Raw genomic sequence first — 16,986 nt, 5'->3', positions numbered from 1 at the left:
GTGAGTTCCTCCTTGGTGGCCACCGTGGAGCCGATGACGGTGAGTTCTCGGCTGAAGACGCGAGTCAGTTCGGCATGGGCGGGGCGGTCGCCGGTGGTGGCGCCGGAGATGACCAGGGTGCCGCCTCGGCGGAGGGAGCGGACCGAGTGGGACCAGGTGGCGGCGCCGACGGTTTCGAGGACGGCGTCGACCGGGTGCGGGAGGCGGGTGCCGGGTTCGAGGGCTTCGGCGGCGCCCAGGGTGAGGGCGCGGGCGCGTTTGCGGGGGTCGCGGCTGGTGGCGTAGACGCGGAGGCCGGCGGCTCGGGCGAGGCTGATCGCGGCGGTGGCGACGCCGCCGCCGGCGCCCTGGACGAGGACCGAGTCGCCGGGGCGGACGCGGGCCTGGGTGAAGAGCATGCGGTAGGCGGTGAGCCATGCGGTGGGGAGGCAGGCGGCCTCCGCGAAGGAGAGTTCCGGGGGCTTGGGGACGAGGTTCGCGGTGGGGACGGTGACCTGCTCGGCAAAGGTGCCCTGGTACTTCTCGGTGAGGATCGAGCGGGATTCGCCGGGGGCGAGCCCGTGGCCGGTGAGGCCGACCACGGGATGGACGACGACCTCGTTGCCGTCCTCGTCGACGCCGGCGGCGTCGGTGCCCAGGATCATGGGGAGCCGGTCGGCGGAGAGGCCGACCCCGCGCAGCGACCACAGGTCGTGGTGGTTCAGCGAGGCGGCCCTGACGGTGACGCGGCTCCAGCCCGGGCGGGGGCGGGGGGCCGGGAGCTCCCCGAGGCGCAGGCCYCGCAGGGGCTCGGGAAGTCCGATCTCGGCGGCGTAGGCGGCGAACATGAGGGGGAGGTCACCACTCCCGCTGCGAGAAGCTCTCGCTGCCGCACCAGTGGACGACGGTGCCGCCGTAGCTCATGCCGGCACCGAAGCCGAGCAGGAGGATCTTGTCGCCGGGGGTGAGGCGGCCCGTGCGTTCGGCCTCGGCGAGGGCGATGACGACGCTGGAGCCGCTGGTGTTGCCGAACCGGTCGGCGACGATGACGGCCTTGTCGGCCGGCTGGCCGAGGCGGCGGACCAGCTCCCGTACGAGGGTGGGGTTCGCCTGGTGGGTGACGATCAGCTTCAGCTCGTCGAGGGAGACGCCCGCCGACGCGATCACCTCGTCCACGAAGCCGGGGACCACACAGAGGGCGAAGTCCTTGACGCCCTGGCCGTCCATGCGCGTCACGTTCGCTCCGCTGAAGCGGTTCAGCCGACCGTCCTCGGCGATACGTTCGATGTACGCCGTGTAGTAGCGCTCCGGGTCCGTGCCGAGGAGCGTCCGGCCGATGCCGGGGCTGCCCGCGCAGCGCTCCAGGAGGTAGCAGGCGGCGCCGTCGCCGAAGATCGCGTGCTGCGTGCGGTCGTCCGGGTCGTTGAGCTGGGCCACCGTGTCGGCGACGACGACGGCGACGCGCTCGTACTGCCCCGACTCCATGTACTTGTGGCCGACGTCCAGGGCGAACACGCCGCCGGCGCAGCCACCCGCGTTCAGGTCGAAACCGGGCACGCCGTGGACCTGCGCCTTGCGCAGGACCAGCGTGGCGACCGCTGGGATCATGTGGTCGGGCGTGGAGGTGCAGCAGATCAGCAGGTCGATGCTCGCAGGGTCCACGCAGGCCCGCTTGCAGGCGTCCTCGAACGCGCCGAGCGCCAGGTCCGAGGTGAACTCGTCGGGCCCGGCGACCCGCCGGCCGGTGATGCCGAGCCGCTCGCGCATCCAGGCGTCGCTGGTGTCGAAGCGCTCGACGAGCTGCGCGTTGGTGACCTCGTGCTCCGGGAGGCAGACGCCTATGGAGCGTATGCCGACGCCGGTGGGCACCCGCGTACTGTCGACGGACCCCGTCATGGTGGACTCACTTCCCCTGGCTCGGACTCTGCCATGTCAAGAACTGCGGTGTCGCAGGCCGGACGACATCCGCACCGCGCCGTCGACGCGGATCGTCTCGCCGTTGATCATCGGGTTGTCGATGACGTGGGCGACCAGCGCGGCGAACTCGGCCGGATCGCCCCACCGCCGCGGATGCACGAGATCGCGGTCCAGCTCCGCGCGGGCCGCCGCGGGCACCGTGGCGACCGCCGGCGTATGGAAGAAGCCCGGCGCGACGGTGACGACGCGGATCAGCGACCCGGCCAGCTCGCGGGCGAGGGGCAGCGTCATGGAGACGATGCCGCCCTTGGACGCGGCGTAGGCCGCCTGCCCGACCTGTCCCTCGAAGGCCGCGAGGGACGCGGTGTTGACGATCACGCCGCGCTCCTCCCCGACCGGCTCGTTCCCGGCCATGCGCGCGGCGGCCAGACGTACGACGTTGAAGGTGCCGACCAGGTTGGCCGTGACGACCTCCACGAACCGGTCCAGGGAGTGCGGGCCCGACCGGCCCAGCACCCGCGCCGCGTGCGGCACTCCAGCGCAGTTCACGACCGCGCGGAGGGAGCCGTGCCGCTCCGCGGCGTCCAGCGCCCCGGCCACCTCCGGCTCGCTCGCCACGTCGCCGCGGACGAACACGGCCGGTCCGCCGAGGGACTTCAGCGCCGCCTCGCCGCGCTCCTCGCTCCGGCCGAGGAGGACCGGGACGACGCCGGAGGCCATCAGCCGTGCGGCGACGGCGAGTCCGAGACCGGAGGTGCCGCCGGTGACCAGCGCTGCCGTGGTGAGTGACATCAGTTGTCCTCGTCCGGGCCACCGGGACGCCGGGGGGCGCCGAGACGATCCGAGATGATCGCGGCGAGCTCGCGCGGCCGGTGGGTGACGAAGTAGTGCCCGCCGCCGGGGATTTCGGCCAGCTCGACGTGGGTCGCGTACCGCTTCCAGTCCGTGTACGCGTGCGCGTAGCCCCGGGTGGCGGCGTCCTCGTCGCCGATGACGACGACGAGCGGCGCGTCGAGCGGCCGGTGGCGGTCCTCCTCGGCCTCGATCTGGAAGCGCAGGCCCTGCGTCATGTCGTGCCGGAGCACCTCCAGGACCGTCCGCAGGTCCGTTTCCTCCAGGACGCCGTCGAAGCCGCCGAGCGACTTCATGTGGGCGTACAGGGAGTCCGCGGGCCAGTCCCGGGCGCGTTCCAGTTCCGGCACCGGCGCGGTGGAGGGCAGCGCGCCGCCGAGGAACACGGCGGCAGGCCGCCGGCCCTGCCGCTCCACGCGCTGCGCGACCGCGACGGCGAGGGCCGAGCCGGCGCAGTGGCCGTACACGGCGAAGGGGCCGTCGAGCGCGTCGAGGATCTCCGTGGCGACGAGGTCGGCCGTCTCGTCCAGGCCGAGGAGGGGTTCGTCGGCGTGCGTGGGGTCGTGGCCGGGCAGCGCGGCGCTCCAGGTCGCGATCCCGGGGGCCAGCTCGGCGGCGAGGCGGTGGTAGGCCGCCGCGGTGCCGCCGCCGTACGGGACGCAGACGAGGGTCGGGGTCTGCTCCGTCGTGTCGTCCGCGCCCGTCGTCAACGGCCGCAGGAGGCGTCTCCCTCCGGTGTCGTGGAGCTCCTGGACCCGGAGGGCCAGCCCCTTTGGCGTCGGGTGCTGGAAGACGTCGAGGACCTCGGTGCCCCGGCCGACGGCACGGGCCACCCGCACGGCCTTGAAGGAATCGCCGCCCAGCTCGAAGAAGTCGTCGCGGACCGAGAGATCCGCCACCCCGAGGGCGGTCCGGAAGGCGTCCAGGACGATCCGCTCGGTGGGTGTCGCCGTCGTGTCGTCCCGGCCGCCGGTGACCACCGGGTCCGGCAGGGCGCGCCGGTCGAGCTTCCCGTTGGAGGTGAGGGGGATCCGGTCGATCGCCGTCACGGTGGCCGGCACCATGTGGGAGGGGAGCCGGCGGGCGAGGCGGCGGCGCAGGCCGGCCGTGTCGGGATCCGCGGGATCGGTGGGCACGACGTACGCGGCGAGCACGCTGTCGCCGACCGCGTCCTTCCGGACGACGACGCGGCAGGCCGCGACCGTCGGGCAGGCCCGCAGCTCGGCCTCGATCTCGCCGAGCTCGATGCGGAAGCCGCGGACCTTCACCTGGTCGTCCGCACGGCCCTCGTACTGGAGGAGCCCCTCGGCGGTGCGGCGGGCGAGGTCGCCGGACCGGTACATGCGGGAGCCGGGCGGCCCGAACGGGTCGGCGACGAAGCGCGTGGCGGTGAGCCCCGGGAGGTTCAGGTACCCGCGGGCGAGCTGGGCGCCGGCCACGTGGATCTCGCCCGTGACACCGGGGGGAACGGGCCGCAGCCGCTCGTCGAGGACGTAGAGCGCGAGGCCCGGCAGGCTCCGGCCGATCAGGCTCCCGGCCCGGCCGGTGGTGCGGGACCGGTCGAGCGCCAGATGGCTCGCGTGGACCGTGGTCTCGGTGATCCCGTACATGTTGACCAGCACCGGCTCGTCGCCGGGATGCAGGGCGTACCACTGCGCCAGCCGCCGGAAGTCGAGCGCCTCGCCGCCGAAGACGACGTAGCGCAGCGCCAGCCGCCGGCCGAGCCGCGGATCATCCGCGTAGGCCTGGAGGAGCTGGTGGAAGGCCGAGGGCGTGTGGCTCAGCACGGTGACGGCCTCGTCCACCAGGAGCCGGAGGAAGCGCTCCGGCGCGCGGCGGGTGGCCGGGGGCACCAGGACGAGCCGGCCGCCGTGCAGGAGGGGCCCCCACAGTTCCCAGACGGAGAAGTCGAAGGAGAAGGAGTGGGCCATCGACCACACGTCGTCCGCGCGGAGGTCGAAGAGTTCGCGGCTCGCGGAGAAGAGGTCGAGCACGTTGCCGTGCGGGACGACCACGCCCTTGGGGCGCCCGGTGGAGCCCGAGGTGTGGATGACGTAGGCGGCGTCGTCCCGGGTGAGGGGACGGCCGAGCTCCTCGGGGCGCAGGTCGTCCGGGGGGAGGGCGGCCAGGACACCGAGGGTGTCCGCGGCGTCGGTCGCCAGGACGGCCGGGCCGGGGAGCGACGGGGGCGGTGTGGCGTGGGCGGTGGTGCCGAGCAGCAGCGAGGGCTTCGCGTCGGCGAGCAGGGACTCCACGCGCTCCCGTGGGTACTCCGGGTCGACGGGGAGGTACGCGGCGCCCGCCTTGAGGACGGCCAGGAGCGCCACCACGAGGTCGACGGAGGGCGGCAGGCGGACCGCGACCAGCCGGCCGGGGCCGCAGCCGTGCCGCAGGAGCAGGCGGGCCAGCCGGTTGGCCCGCGCGTTCAGCTCCCCGTACGAGAGGGCCGCGGCCCCGCACGTCACGGCGGTGGCGGCCGGGCCGCGGCGGGCCCGCTCCTCGAACGCGGCCACGAGCGTGGGGGGTCCGCCGACCGCCTCCGGCCGGCGCGGGCGCACCCGCAGGAGGGCGTGCCGCTCCTCGTCGCCGAGGACGCCGAACTCGCCGAGGGGGCGGTCGGCCCGCGCGAGGACCTGCCGGAGGAAGGCGTCGAACCGCGTCCGGTGACCGGCGAGTTCGGCGGCATCGTAGAGGCCCGGGTTGGCGTCGAGGGTGAGCGTCAGGTCCTCGGGCGTCGCGTACACGCCCAGCATGAAGTCCTCGATCGGGCCCGGCGCGAGGTTGCCGAGCCGGGCGGGGCATCCGTCGAACGACAGCTCCGTGCCGAGCGACATGACGTTGGCCGTGGGGCCGAAGACGCGGGCGGTTCCCCGCCGGGTGCGCAGGTCGCGCCGGATGTCCTCGAACCGGTAACGGCGGTGGGCTCGCGTCTCGTCGATCTTCGCGCAGACGCGGGCGAGCAGGTCGAGGAAGCTGTCCGCGGGGGAGCAGGCCACTCGCAGCGGGACGATGTTGGAGACCATGCCGGGGGTCGTCGCGGCCGCGTCCGTGTGGCGGTTGGAGACCGGGAGCCCCAGGACGGCGTCGGACGCGCCGGTGACCAGGCCGGTGTACGCGGCGAACGCGGCGATCACCGCGCGCGGCCACTTCACGCCGTGGGTGCGGGTGAAGGCGGCGAGCAGCTCCTGGAGCGCGGGGTCCGCGTACCAGGTCTCCCTGAGCGCGACGCCCGTCGGCGGCAGGGACTCGTCGGAGAAGCCCGGCACGCGGTCGAGGTCCTCGAACACGCCGAGCCAGTACCGGCGGTCCTCCCGGAAGCCGGCCGAGGCGCGGTAGCGCCGGTCCTCCTCGACGAGGGCGGCGAGGGGACCGAAGGGGGTGGCGGTCGGTGCCCGGCCGGCGGCCAGCGCGCCGTGGACCTCCGCGGCGCGCCGGACCAGGAGCAGCGATCCCACGCCGTCGGAGACGATGTGGTGCAGCTGCCAGAACCAGAGGTGCCGCTGCGGCGAGAGGCGGAGCACCGCGGTGCGCCGGACCTCGCCCGCGACGGGGTCGAGCGGGGAGTGGACGCGTGCGCGCATCCACTCCCGCGCCGCCTCCCACGGGTCCGCCTGGTCGGTCAGGTCGACGAGCGGCACGGGATGATCCGGTACGGCCCCGACCCGCTGCCACGGTCCGTCCGCGTCCTCGCCGAAGGACACGGACAGTGCCTCCGCCTCGGCGAAGGTCCTGCGGACGGCCTCCCGGAGGAGCTCCGGGTCGAGTGGCCCCCCGATGTCCAGGAACTCGGCGTAGGAGTACGCGAGTTTCGAGGCGTCCAGCCGCTGGCCGTACCAGATTCCGGCCTGGCCTTCGGTGAGCGGAAGCCGGGGCGGGAAGCCGGCGGGTGAACCAGGCACGTCGGAGCCCTCTCGTGTGAGGAGGGCCGGACGGCCCTCCCGCTCGGGTGCTGCTGCGTGTGGGGGGTGTGCGTACGGCTACCGGGGAGGGGCACCGGTGCCGCGACAGATCTCCAGCAGCGCCATCGCGATGGCCGTTCCCTGCCGCCCGTACGCCTCGGTGTAGGGGGAGATGACGCGCATCTCGCGGGTGAGGTCGGTACGGGTGCCGCCGGAGGCCTGGCGGATGCGCTGGATCTCGCGGGAGAGCTCGCGGCGGCGTCCCACCAGGGCTCGGATCTCCGCGTCCACGAGGTCGAGGTCGGCGCGGAGGGCGGACACGTCCGCGAGTGCGGTCGACTCGGTCTGCGACATGGTCAGTTGCCCCAGGTGTGGCCGAGCGGGCCGAGCACGTCCACGACCGTCCCGGGGGTCTCCTTCGTGGCGTCCCCGATGGCCTTCGCCGTGGCCGAGATCGTCTGGCTCGCGGGGGACTCCGTGGCCATGGCCGACGGAGCCGTCGCGACGGCCGCGAGAGCGATTAAGGCCACGGTGGCGACTCTGCGGGTGGCCGGTCTGACGGTGGTGTGGGCAAGGGTGCGCATGGGCGTCTTCTCCTCGGAACATTCATGTCGGTGAAGCAAGTGCTCGTTCTCGGTGATGCGATCCTCACATTCACCACGAGTCCCGTCAGCACTACGGATTGTCAGGGTCCTGTGATGGCAACTCCCTGTCATGGCGGCTGCTTTGGGCTCCGACGCCGAGCTTCTCCAGGGCGCTGACGAGTGGCAGGGCCGGCGCCCAGTCGAGGTGCGCACCGACCGCCGAGGGCAGCGCGCGTGAAACCAGACGGGCCGCCGCCCGCTCGGTTTCCCTGCCGTCGGGATGGCCGAGAAAGAGCGTCAGGTGCGTCCCACCGTCGGGCGCGCGGAGCACGTGGACGTGCTCCAGATGGTCCTCGGGCCGTGCCAGGCGGCGGAGCCGGTCGATGAGCGGGGGCTCGCCGGGCAGCGCTCCGGCGGGCACGGTCGTCGACACCAGGTACATGCGTTGCGCCTCCGCGAACATCCGGTGAACCAGCCCATGTACCCCTCAATAGGGTTGCCCTGGCTCGAAAGTGGCTGGGATAGTTGAGGTGACTGCGGTCTAATTCCCGCTGTCGACGGGGGAACTCCGGGGGGAGTCGAGTGACGGGACAATTGGGTCTTGATGCGGATGCCGAGGCGGTGTACCGCATCCTTCTGAAGCGGCCCAGGGCAGGTGTGGCCGAGATCGCCGAGGGGCTCGACTGGCCTGTGGAGCGCGCCGAGCGCACCCTGGACAGGCTGGCCGAACTCACCCTCATACGGAACTCCTCCGAGGAACTGGGCAAGGTCCGCCTCGTCAACCCGGAGTTCGGGCTCGCCGGCCTCCTCCAGCGCCAAGAGCGGGAGCTGGCCCAGCACCAGCATTCCGTCGCCGCCACCCGCCTGGCCATCACGCAGATGCTCACCGAGTACGGCGACGACACCGAGGCGCAAACCGACGAGGTCCGCCGCTATACCGGCCTCGACGCCATCACCTCCCAGATCGAGCGGCTGGCGCAGGTCGCCGAGAGCAGCGTCGAGGTGTTCGCGCCCGGCGGCGCCCAGTCGGAGGCGGCCCTGGAGGCCGCCCGGCCCCTCGACCAGGCCGCCGTCGAGCGCGGTGTCCAGGTCCGCTACGTCTACCTGGACTCGGTGCGCAACGACCCGGCGACGCTGAACTACGCGCGCTGGCTGGACGACATCGGCGGCGAGGTGCGGGTGCTGCCCCAGCTGCCGCCCCGCATGATCATCTTCGACCGCCGGGCCGCCATCGTGCCCATCGACCCCGAGGCCGCCGCCCGCGGCGTGCTGATCCTTCGGGGCGTCGGCGTCGTCACCGCCCTGGTCTCGCTCTTCCGGGAGACCTGGGCGCGCGCGCAGCCGCTCTGCGGGAGCCGGACGACGACGGTGGACCCTGACGGGCTGACCCGGCAGGAACAAGCCGTCCTCGACCTGCTCTTCGAGGGCCACACCGACGACGTCGTCGCCCGCAAGCTCGGCGTGTCCGTGCGCACCGGCCGCCGCATCACCGCCGACCTGATGGCCCGTCTGGGCGCCCGCAGCCGCTACCAGGCGGGAGCACTGGCGATGGAGCGCGGCTGGCTCGGCAGAAGCGCCCGCACCGGCGCGGACACCGGCGCGGACCATGCCGGGGGCGACGGCGGGGCACTCGCCGCGACGGCCGCGGACGGGCCCGCCGGGGACTGAGGCCGCCCCGCGCGCGGCGCCGTTCGGCGACTTCACAGGGCGTGCACGGGCGATTCGAGTGGAGCGTCGACCGCGTCGGGTACGCAGGACACAAGGGGCGCGTTGACCGCTTCGGGCACGGGCATGCCGGTGAGCGCCAGCAGCACCGACTCGGCCGCCTGGGTGCCGGCCCGCTCCTGCGCCTCGGGGGTGCTCGCGCCCAGGTGCGGCGTCGCGATCACGTTGTCCAGCTCGAACAGTGGAGAGTCCGTGCAGGGCTCCTGCGCGTACACGTCCAGGGCGGCGCCCGCGATCCGCCCCTCCTTGAGCGCTGCGTACAGCTCCTGTTCGTCGACGATGCCGCCGCGCGCCGCGTTCACGATCCGCAGGTCGGGGCGGACGCGCCGGAGGGCGTCGGAGCCGATCAGCCCGGCGGTCCCCTCGGTCAGCGGCAGGTGGACCGTGAGGAACCGGGCCCGGGCGAGGAGCTCGTCGAGGCCGGTCAGCCGCACGCCGAGGGCGTGGGCGTGCTCCTCGTCCGCGTAGGGGTCGTATGCGATCACCTCCATGTCGAAGGCGGCGAGCCGGCGCGCCACCAGCGAGCCGATCCGGCCGAGGCCGAGGACGCCGAGCGTCTTGCCCGCGAGCTCCACGCCGGTGAACGAACTCCGTGCCCAGCGCCCGTCCCTGAGCGCGGCGTGTGCCTGCGGGACGTGCCGGGCGAGCGCCAGGAGCAGGGCGACGGCGTGCTCGGCGGCGCTGACGACGTTGGACGCGGGGGCGTTGGCGACGAGCACGCCGGCGGCGGTGGCCGCCGTGACGTCCACGTTGTCGAGGCCGACCCCGGCCCGGGCCACGACCTTGAGCCGCGGCGCCGCGGCGAGGGCCTCGGCGTCGATGCGGGTGGCGGAGCGCACCAGCACCGCGTCGGCCCCGGCGAGCGCGGCGAGCAGCGTCGGCCGGTCGGTGCCGTCGACGTGCCGCACCTCGACGGAGCCGTCCCGGGTGAGGACCTCCGCGGCGTGCGGGCTGAGGGCGTCGGCGATGAGGACGACGTACTGACTCATGGGGCGACTGGCCTTTCCGACGTGAGAGGAGTGAGGTCACGGGGTGTCGCGGGGGCGTCCGCCGCCGCGACGGCCGCGGCGAGCAGGGCGGACCCGTCGTGCGCGGCCGGACGCACCGGGGCGCCCACGGAGGCGAGCGCGGCCAGATGGCCGGCGCCGGCGTCCAGGTCGTACATGTGCAGGGGGAGCCGCGGGCGCTCGGGACCCGACCAGGACAGCAGCCGGGGCCAGGCGTCGGGCGCGGTGACGTGCAGCAGCTCGGGGGGTACGGAGAGCCCGTCGCCGGTCGCCTTGAGCAGGGCCTCCTTGCGCGTCCAGTAGCGCACGAAGCCGGCGGGGCGGCGGGGTTCGGGAAGCGCCGCGAGGACCGCGCGCTCCGGCCCGCGGAGCACCCGCTCCGCGGTCTCCCGGGCGTACGGGGCGATCCGCTCCACGTCCACGCCGACCTCGGTGCCGAGCGTCACGGCGACCACCACCCGGTCGCCGGAGTGCGACCAGGACAGCCCGAGCGGCCCCGGCGGCAGGGGCTTCCCGTGCGGGCCGCCGCACCGCTTGCAGGTGGCGGTCAGCGTCAGCTCCCCGGCGGGGACGCCGAGGTGGGCGGCGGCCACGGTGCGGGCGAGCGCGTGCGCGGTGAGATGGAGCGCCCGCGCGGCCGGCTGCCGCAGCCGGCCGGAGCGGGCCCGTTCGTCCTCGTCGAGGAGCCCGCGCAGCGTCGGGTGGGCGTCGCGGGCCGACGCCCACCACAACTGGCAGACGCCGGGCCGCAGCGCCGGTACGAGCCCCGCGGCCCCGGCCGTCACAGGCCGCCGTCCACGGGCAGCACCGCGCCGGTGACGTACGAGGCGCGGTCCGAGGCCAGGAAGGCCGCGACCTCGGCGACCTCCGCCGGGAGCCCGGTCCTGCCCAGCGCGGTGCGCTCGGCGACCTGCGTCCTGACCTGCTCGTCGAGCACGGCCGACATGTCGGTGTCGATCAGGCCCGGCGCCACCGCGTTGACGCGGATGCCGCGTCGGCCGACCTCCTTCGCGAGGGAGCGCGAGAAGGCGATGATCCCGGCCTTGGACGCCGCGTAGTTGGTCTGGCCCGCGTTGCCGTACAGGCCGGAGACGGAGGCGACGGTCACGATGCTGCCGGCCCGCCGCTTCATCATCGGGAAGACCACCGCCCGGCAGACGTGGTAGACGCCGTCCAGGTTGGTGTCCAGGACCTCGTGCCAGTCGCTGTCGGCCATCATGAGCAGGGGCTTGTCCCGGGTGATGCCGGCCGAGGTGACGGCGACCGCCACCGGTCCGAAGTCCCGTTCCGTGGCCTCCACCCAGTCCCGCACGGACTGCGCGTCGGTGACGTCGACCCGCCGCGCCAGCGCCCGGGCGCCGAGGCCGTCCAGCTCCTTCTCCAGGGTCGCGGCGGCCTGTTCGTCGCCGCGGAAGCAGAAGGAGACGTCGTACCCGTCCTGCGCCAGCCGCAGGGCGACGGCCCTGCCGATGCCGCGCGAGCCGCCGCTGACCAGGACGACCGGCCGGTCGCCCGCCTTCCCCCCGCCGCTCACGCGTCCGCCCCGTCCGTCAGCAGCCGCAGCACCGCGCACCCCACGGGACCGTCCGGGTCCGTGGTGGTGACCAGTGCGATGCGGCCCGGCTCGCCCGGCTCCGACAGCAGCGCCGCGAGCTGGTACGCCCCGGTGGCCGCGGCCATCTCGCCGAGCAGCGCGACGGACGCCGCGCGGGTGCGGACCTCCGCCGGGAACAGTTCCTCGTGCACCCGCAGCTCCTGCTCGCCCGCCGCGCCGGGGGCCTCTCCGGGCACGGCCGCCCAGACCGCGCCGGCCGCGACGCCCGCCTCGGCGAGCGCGGCGCGCACCGCCGCCGTGAGCGCCCCGGCGAAGTCGCCGTCCGGGGCCACCCGGTGGTGGACCGCGAGCACCTCGGCCAGCGGCTCGCCGGTCGCTGCGTCGCCGGACTCCAGGAGGACCATGACGCAGCCCTCGCCCAGCACCACGCCGGTGCCGTGCGCGGCGTGCGTGAGGTGGGCGCGGGTCGCCGAGTACTCCTCGGCCGAACCGGCCAGCACCCGCTCCGCGCGCCCGTCGGCGAGGAGCCGGCACGCCTGGTCGAGGGCGACGAGGCCGGAGAGCCGGCCGGCCGCCACGGTGGTGTTGGGGCCCTTGAGGCGGTGGCGGATCGCGCTGGCCGAAGCGGCCCTGTTCATCGCCATGTTGGGGATCTTCGACGGTGACACGTCGATGGGGCTGTCGCCTTCGAGGGAGGACTTGGTGAACTCCATGAACCCCTGGACGCTGCCGGAGGCGATGCCGAGCACGAGACCGGTGCCGAGCGCGGCGTCCTCGCCGGCCGGGTCGGTGCCGGACAGCAACTCCCGGACGGTGACCGCGGTGAGGCCGGTCAGCCGGTCCATGCCCCGGGTGCCGACCTTCCCCAGCGCGTCGCGGACCTCGAAGCCGGGTACGACGCGGGCGGTCGCGTCCGGGTCCGCGGTCCACTCCTCGGGGCCGGCGGACGCGGGCGCCTCGGCGCGGGCGCGCAGCCCCGCCGCGAGCGGGTCGCGGCCGGTGCCGTACGGCGACACGGCCGACCATGCGGTGATGACCGCGGTACTCATCGGACGGACTCCCCTCGGGGGCTCTTGTGGCGGCCGAGCAGGACGACGGCGTTGTTGCCGCCGAACGCCAGGCCGTTGTTCTGCACGATCCGCACGTCGGCGTCGACGGACGCGTTCGGCACCACGTCGACGGGACAGTCCGGGTCGGTGGTGCGGTGGTTGGCCGTCGGCGGCACGAAGCCGTGCCGGACGGCGAGCGCGGAGGCGATGGCCCCCAGGGCGCTGGCGGCCCCCATGGTGTGCCCGATCATCGCCTTGACGCCGACGGTGCGCGGCGGCCGGTCCCCGTAGACCTGGCGGATGGCCGCGATCTCGGTGGTGTCGTTGGTCGGGGTACCGGTGCCGTGCGCGGAGATCAGGTCGACCTCCTCCGGCTTGACGGACGCGTTCTCCAGCGCGAGGCGGATGCAGCGGGCGACGCTGTCCCGTTCGGGCGCGGTGGGGTGCGAGGCGTCGCAGTTGATGCCGTAGCCGAGCACCTCCGCGTAGATCTCCGCGCCGCGGGCGAGCGCGGACTCCTCGGTCTCCAGCAGCAGCAGGCCCGCGCCCTCGCCGGTGAGCAGGCCCCTGCGCTCGGCGTCGAACGGACGGCACTCGTCGGGCGCGATGAGGCCGAGCCGGGCGAAGCCCGCGAAGGTCTTCCGGTTCAACGCGTCCGCACCGCCGACGAGGGCCCATTCGGCGCGGCCGCTGCGGATGGCGTCGAACCCGGCGCCGATCGCGTAGTTGCCGGCGGCGCAGGCGGTGGCGACCGTGGAGGTCTCCACGTCGGACAGGCCGAGTTCGCGGACGACGCCGAGCGCGAGGCTGCCGGTGGCGGTCCGGCCCAGGCTCGCGCCGGTGAAGGCGGCGAGCCCGAGGGTGAGCGCCGACTCGGTCAGCAGGTCGAGCTCGCCGACCTCGCCGTCGGTGGTGCCGACGACGACGGTGCCGCGCCGCTCGCGCAGCCAGTCCTCGTCGAGGCCGGCGTCGTCGAGCGCCATCCGGGCGGCGGCGGCGGCGAACTGCGTCGCGCGGCCGGTCGGCTCGGGCCGCACCCGGCGGAGCCGGGCGGCGGCGTCGAAGCCGTGCACCTGGTGGCCGCGGCCGCTGGGGAAGCCGGTGGTGTCGAAGACGGTGATGTCCCCGGTGCCGACCCGGCCGGCCCGCAGGCCCTCGGTGAACTCGGCGATCCCGTTGCCGATGCTGGACAGCGCGCCGCAGCCGGTGAGGACGACGCGGCGCGCCCCTGCGGCGGGGCCGGCCGTCGTCCGGGCGGCGCTCACGGCCGGCGCCGTTCCGCGGTGGCCAGGACGGCGAGGACGGCGTCCAGGTTGACCAGCTTGACCAGGTCGTCCTGCGGGATGACGACGCCGAGCTCCTTCTCGATGCGGGAGAGGATCTCGATGGCGCCCAGCGAGTCCGCGCCGTGGTCCTCGATGAACAGGCTGGTGCCCGTCAGCTCGTCGTCCTCGAGCTCCAGGATGTCGACGATGATGGCCCGGACGGCCGGGACGTCCACGGGAGTGTTCACAGTCATGGCAGCTGCCTCTCGGATCTGGGTGGCCTGCTTCTCAGGCGGCGGTGCGGGTCAGGGACTTGGGACGCATGTCGGTCCAGGTGCGCTCGATGTGGTCGAGCGCGGCCTCGCGGGGACCGGCGGGCAGGACGGTGGTCCAGCCGGCCGGGACGGCGGCGAACTCGGGCCACAGGCAGTGCTGCCCCTCGTCGTTGACCAGCACCAGGAAGGTGCCGTTGTCGTCGTCGAACGGGTTGTTCTTCATGGTTTCCCTTTCTCGGGGAGTACGTCCGGAGTTCCGCGGCCGGAGCCGTCCGGGAAGCTTTCCGGAGTTCTTTCGAGAATTGCTTCGAGAATTCTCTCGGTGCGGCGCGGGGGACCCGCCGGAATTCCGCATGAGCGCGGATCCGCACGAATTCCCCCGCGCGTTCAGTGCAGTCGTTCGAGGTGGGCGGCGATGATCCGGCCGATCGCCCGCTGCGGTTCGGGCCGCATCATTCCGTCGTGGTCCGAGGCGATGGCGTGGTGGGTGACGCGTCCGCCGATGTACGGCTCCCACACCGCGACCGTCGGGGAGTCCTCGTCGGTGCCCTGCTCGGCCGAGAGGAAGAGCACGTCCCCGCCGAAGCGGTCCGGGACGAACTCGGCGCTGAGGACCGCGTGGTTGCGCACGATCCGCAGCAGCCGGGCCAGCTGCTCCTCGTCGAGGCCGGCCAGCGGGTTGGCGTCCCGCCGGAACAGCTCCAGGACCCCGGAGAGCGTGGGCTCGCCGCCGGCGAACGCCGCCGCGTCGTAGCCGCAGTACTCCAGGATCTTGGCGATCAGGGCCCGGTCGTCCGGGATGCCGTCCGGCTCGGGGACCGGATAGCTGTCGAGGTTCGCGAGGAGCGCGACGCGGTGCCCGAGCCCTTCCAGGCGGGTGGCCGCCGCGTGGGCGAGGAGTCCGCCAAAAGACCAGCCGAGAATATGGTAAGGCCCCTCGGGCTGAATTTCCAGAATTCTGCGGACATATTCCTCGGCCATGTCCTGGATCGACGTCGGAAGCGGAGCTTCCGCGACGATTCCGGACGCCTGGAACCCGTAGACGGGGAATTCCTTGGCCAGGTGCTCGGCCAGTCCGAGATAGGGCCAGCTGAGCCCCACGCCGCCGTGCAGGAAGAACAGCGGCTCGCGCGTGCCGTCGGGCCTGATGGGCAGCAGTGTCTCGAACGCCTCGGTGAGCAGCGCGGGCCGCCGCCCGCCGGCCCCGCCGGTCCCGGAGGGGCGGGTCGCGGCGAGTTCGCCGGCCTTCTCGGCCAGGGTGCGCAGCGCGCGGAACCAGCCCTCGGCCAGCGCCTCGGCGTCGTCCGGTTCCAGCAGCCGGCCCGCCCACGTCCAGGTGGCGAGCAGGACGGGCCCGTCGGGCCCGTCCTCGACCAGGGCGTCCACCTCGACGGTGTGGCCCAGCGGCATGCCGCCGGACGTCGCCGTGAACGCCTCCCGCGCCTCGGGCGCGGCCGCCCAGCCGCCGTCGTACGACTCCACCGCGGCGAAGCGGCCGAGGTAGTTGAAGCCGAGCTGCGGGTCGACCGCGGGCAGCGGGGCGGGTCCGTCGCCGAGGTGGCGCAGGATGCCGTGGCCGAGTCCGTGGTCAGGGAGCGCGGCGAGCTGCTCGCGCATCTCCTTCACCGCCTGCTCGGCGCCGAGCGCGGCGGCCCTCAGCAGCACCGGGTGGGTGCCGGTGAACCAGCCGGCGGTACGGGAGAGGTCGACGCCCTCGTGCAGCTGCTCGCGCCCGTGGGTCTCGACCTCGACGAGCAGGCTCCGGCCGCGCCACTCGGCGACCGCGAGGCCGAGGCCGGCGAGCAGTACGTCGTTGATCTCCGCCTGGAAGGCGGCGGGGCCGTGCTCCAGGAGCGGGCCGGTGTGCTCGGCCGGCAGGGTCAGGCGCAGCGTCCGGGCCGTGGCGTACGTGTCCCGGGCCGGGTCCAGCGCCCGCGCGCCGACCGGCCGTTCCTCGTGCGACAGCAGCTTCGTCCAGTACGGCAGTTCCCCGGTGCGCGACGCGGCCTGCTCCCGGAGGAGGCCGGACCAGTGGCGCAGGGAGGTGCCGACCGGGTCGAGGGCCGCGTCGGGCCGCTCGTACGCGGTGAGCAGGTCGGGCAGCAGCACGCGCCAGGAGACGCCGTCCACGACGAGGTGGTGCAGCATCAGGACCAGCCGGCCGGGGCGGCCGGCCCCGCGGTCGATCCACACGGCCTGGAGCGTGACCCCGTCGCGCGGGGCGAGCCGGTCGCGCGCGGCCTCCGACTGGGCGGCCACCGCCCGCCGCAGCAGCGCCTCGTCCTCGTACGCCCGATGGGCCGCGTCGATGCGGGTCACCAGCGGCGCGACCCGCACCGTCCCCGGCTCGCCGATCACGAGCCGCCAGTCGTCGGGGCCCCGGTCTGCCAGGCGCAGCCGCAGGGCGTCGTGGTGGTCGACGACCCGCTGGAGCGCCCCGGTGAGCCGCTCCAGGTCCAGATCGGCGGGGGTGGTGAGGACGACGGACTGGTTGAACCCGTCGATCGGGCCGCCCGTCTCGAGGAGCCGCAGCATGWCCGGGAGGGGCGCCAGCTCGCCCACGCCGTCGTCGGTGCCGACGATCTCGGCCGGCTCGGCCTCGCCGACGGCGGCGGCCAGCGCGGCCACCGTCTTGTGGGTGAACACGTCGGCCGCGGTGACCCGCAGCCCGGCCCGCCGGGCGCCGGCGACCACCTCGATGGAGCGGATGCTGTCGCCGCCGAGGTCGAAGAAGCTGTCGTCGATGCCGACCGACGGCAGCCCGAGCACGGCCGCGAAGACCGCGCGGAGGGCGCGCTCCGTGTCCGTACGGGGCTCTGGCGCGGGACCCGTCGCGTGGGCCGAGGGGTCCCGCGCGAGAGCCCCGTACGGACACGGAG

15 protein-coding genes and 1 pseudogene are annotated in these 16,986 nt (G+C 74.3%); 1 reads left to right on the top strand and 15 read right to left on the bottom strand.

What is annotated here, in order from left to right:
- The 7 genes from CA983_RS26050 to CA983_RS26020 form a co-directional block, all read right to left on the bottom strand.
- A partial coding sequence (locus tag CA983_RS26050; RefSeq protein WP_086603291.1) for a zinc-binding dehydrogenase occupies nucleotides 1-827 on the bottom strand: 827 nt, incomplete at its 3' end.
- Nucleotides 828-837: 10 nt separating this feature from the next.
- Nucleotides 838-1,875, bottom strand: a complete 1,038-nt coding sequence (locus CA983_RS26045) for a 3-oxoacyl-ACP synthase III family protein (protein ID WP_086603290.1) — start codon at nucleotides 1,873-1,875, stop codon at nucleotides 838-840.
- A gap of 36 nt (nucleotides 1,876-1,911) precedes the next feature.
- Nucleotides 1,912-2,688: an SDR family NAD(P)-dependent oxidoreductase gene (locus CA983_RS26040; protein WP_086603289.1), complete on the bottom strand. Its 777-nt coding sequence runs from the start codon at nucleotides 2,686-2,688 to the stop codon at nucleotides 1,912-1,914.
- Nucleotides 2,688-6,647: a non-ribosomal peptide synthetase gene (locus tag CA983_RS26035; RefSeq protein WP_086603288.1), complete on the bottom strand. Its 3,960-nt coding sequence runs from the start codon at nucleotides 6,645-6,647 to the stop codon at nucleotides 2,688-2,690. Before CA983_RS26035 ends, CA983_RS26040 begins: the two co-directional genes overlap by 1 nt.
- Nucleotides 6,648-6,725: 78 nt before the next feature.
- A complete protein-coding gene (locus CA983_RS26030) occupies nucleotides 6,726-7,001 on the bottom strand; it encodes a chorismate mutase (RefSeq protein ID WP_086603287.1) in 276 nt (91 codons plus the stop codon).
- Between the two features lie 2 nt (nucleotides 7,002-7,003).
- Nucleotides 7,004-7,231 carry a hypothetical protein gene (locus CA983_RS26025; protein ID WP_086603286.1) on the bottom strand — a complete coding sequence of 76 codons (228 nt, stop codon included), beginning with the start codon at nucleotides 7,229-7,231 and terminating at the stop codon, nucleotides 7,004-7,006.
- Nucleotides 7,232-7,322: 91 nt separating this feature from the next.
- A complete protein-coding gene (locus tag CA983_RS26020; protein WP_143645558.1) occupies nucleotides 7,323-7,673 on the bottom strand; it encodes a hypothetical protein in 351 nt (116 codons plus the stop codon).
- A gap of 179 nt (nucleotides 7,674-7,852) precedes the next feature.
- Here CA983_RS26020 and CA983_RS26015 point away from each other — a divergent pair, with 179 nt between their 5' ends.
- Complete coding sequence (locus tag CA983_RS26015) at nucleotides 7,853-8,899, top strand: LuxR C-terminal-related transcriptional regulator (protein ID WP_244207107.1); 1,047 nt, start codon at nucleotides 7,853-7,855, stop codon at nucleotides 8,897-8,899.
- A gap of 101 nt (nucleotides 8,900-9,000) precedes the next feature.
- On the opposite strand, the pseudogene CA983_RS26010 reads toward CA983_RS26015, so the two are convergent.
- The 8 genes and pseudogenes from CA983_RS26010 to CA983_RS25975 all read right to left on the bottom strand — a co-directional run.
- Nucleotides 9,001-9,945, bottom strand: a pseudogene (locus tag CA983_RS26010) (hydroxyacid dehydrogenase); the annotation flags it as partial.
- Nucleotides 9,942-10,748, bottom strand: coding sequence for a 4'-phosphopantetheinyl transferase family protein (locus tag CA983_RS47200; RefSeq protein WP_244207106.1), 807 nt, complete (start codon nucleotides 10,746-10,748; stop codon nucleotides 9,942-9,944). The gene CA983_RS47200 and the pseudogene CA983_RS26010, both read right to left, overlap by 4 nt.
- A complete protein-coding gene (gene fabG / locus CA983_RS26000; protein WP_086603282.1) occupies nucleotides 10,745-11,497 on the bottom strand; it encodes a 3-oxoacyl-[acyl-carrier-protein] reductase in 753 nt (250 codons plus the stop codon). Before fabG ends, CA983_RS47200 begins: the two co-directional genes overlap by 4 nt.
- On the bottom strand, nucleotides 11,494-12,567 hold the full coding sequence (locus CA983_RS25995) for a beta-ketoacyl synthase N-terminal-like domain-containing protein (protein WP_086603281.1): 1,074 nt from the start codon (nucleotides 12,565-12,567) through the stop codon (nucleotides 11,494-11,496). Before CA983_RS25995 ends, fabG begins: the two co-directional genes overlap by 4 nt.
- Nucleotides 12,564-13,832 (bottom strand): beta-ketoacyl-[acyl-carrier-protein] synthase family protein, encoded by a 1,269-nt coding sequence (locus tag CA983_RS25990; RefSeq protein WP_086603280.1) that lies wholly within the window; start codon nucleotides 13,830-13,832, stop codon nucleotides 12,564-12,566. Before CA983_RS25990 ends, CA983_RS25995 begins: the two co-directional genes overlap by 4 nt.
- Nucleotides 13,829-14,086 carry an acyl carrier protein gene (locus tag CA983_RS25985; protein ID WP_086603279.1) on the bottom strand — a complete coding sequence of 86 codons (258 nt, stop codon included), beginning with the start codon at nucleotides 14,084-14,086 and terminating at the stop codon, nucleotides 13,829-13,831. The genes CA983_RS25990 and CA983_RS25985 overlap by 4 nt, the downstream gene beginning before the upstream one ends.
- Before the next feature lie 34 nt (nucleotides 14,087-14,120).
- The gene (locus CA983_RS25980) at nucleotides 14,121-14,330 is read right to left on the bottom strand and encodes an MbtH family protein (protein ID WP_086603278.1); all 210 of its coding nucleotides are present in this window, start codon (nucleotides 14,328-14,330) and stop codon (nucleotides 14,121-14,123) included.
- 164 nt (nucleotides 14,331-14,494) lie between these two features.
- The coding region (locus CA983_RS25975; RefSeq protein ID WP_143645557.1) for an alpha/beta fold hydrolase at nucleotides 14,495-16,986 on the bottom strand (2,492 nt) is incomplete at its 5' end.

This window comes from Streptomyces swartbergensis, from assembly GCF_002148965.1.
GTDB lineage: Bacteria > Actinomycetota > Actinomycetes > Streptomycetales > Streptomycetaceae > Streptomyces > Streptomyces swartbergensis.
The sequence above is the reverse complement of the archived record's forward strand: the minus strand, read 5'-3'. Positions and strand labels throughout refer to the sequence as shown.

Coding starts and splice junctions, on each gene's coding strand:
- CA983_RS26025 (WP_086603286.1), bottom strand. CDS start 7,231: ATGCGCACCCTTGCCCACACCACCGTCAGACCGGCCACCCGCAGAGTC.
- CA983_RS25980 (WP_086603278.1), bottom strand. CDS start 14,330: ATGAAGAACAACCCGTTCGACGACGACAACGGCACCTTCCTGGTGCTG.
- CA983_RS25985 (WP_086603279.1), bottom strand. CDS start 14,086: ATGACTGTGAACACTCCCGTGGACGTCCCGGCCGTCCGGGCCATCATC.
- CA983_RS25995 (WP_086603281.1), bottom strand. CDS start 12,567: ATGAGTACCGCGGTCATCACCGCATGGTCGGCCGTGTCGCCGTACGGC.
- CA983_RS26030 (WP_086603287.1), bottom strand. CDS start 7,001: ATGTCGCAGACCGAGTCGACCGCACTCGCGGACGTGTCCGCCCTCCGC.
- CA983_RS26040 (WP_086603289.1), bottom strand. CDS start 2,688: ATGTCACTCACCACGGCAGCGCTGGTCACCGGCGGCACCTCCGGTCTC.
- CA983_RS26020 (WP_143645558.1), bottom strand. CDS start 7,673: ATGTACCTGGTGTCGACGACCGTGCCCGCCGGAGCGCTGCCCGGCGAG.
- CA983_RS26045 (WP_086603290.1), bottom strand. CDS start 1,875: ATGACGGGGTCCGTCGACAGTACGCGGGTGCCCACCGGCGTCGGCATA.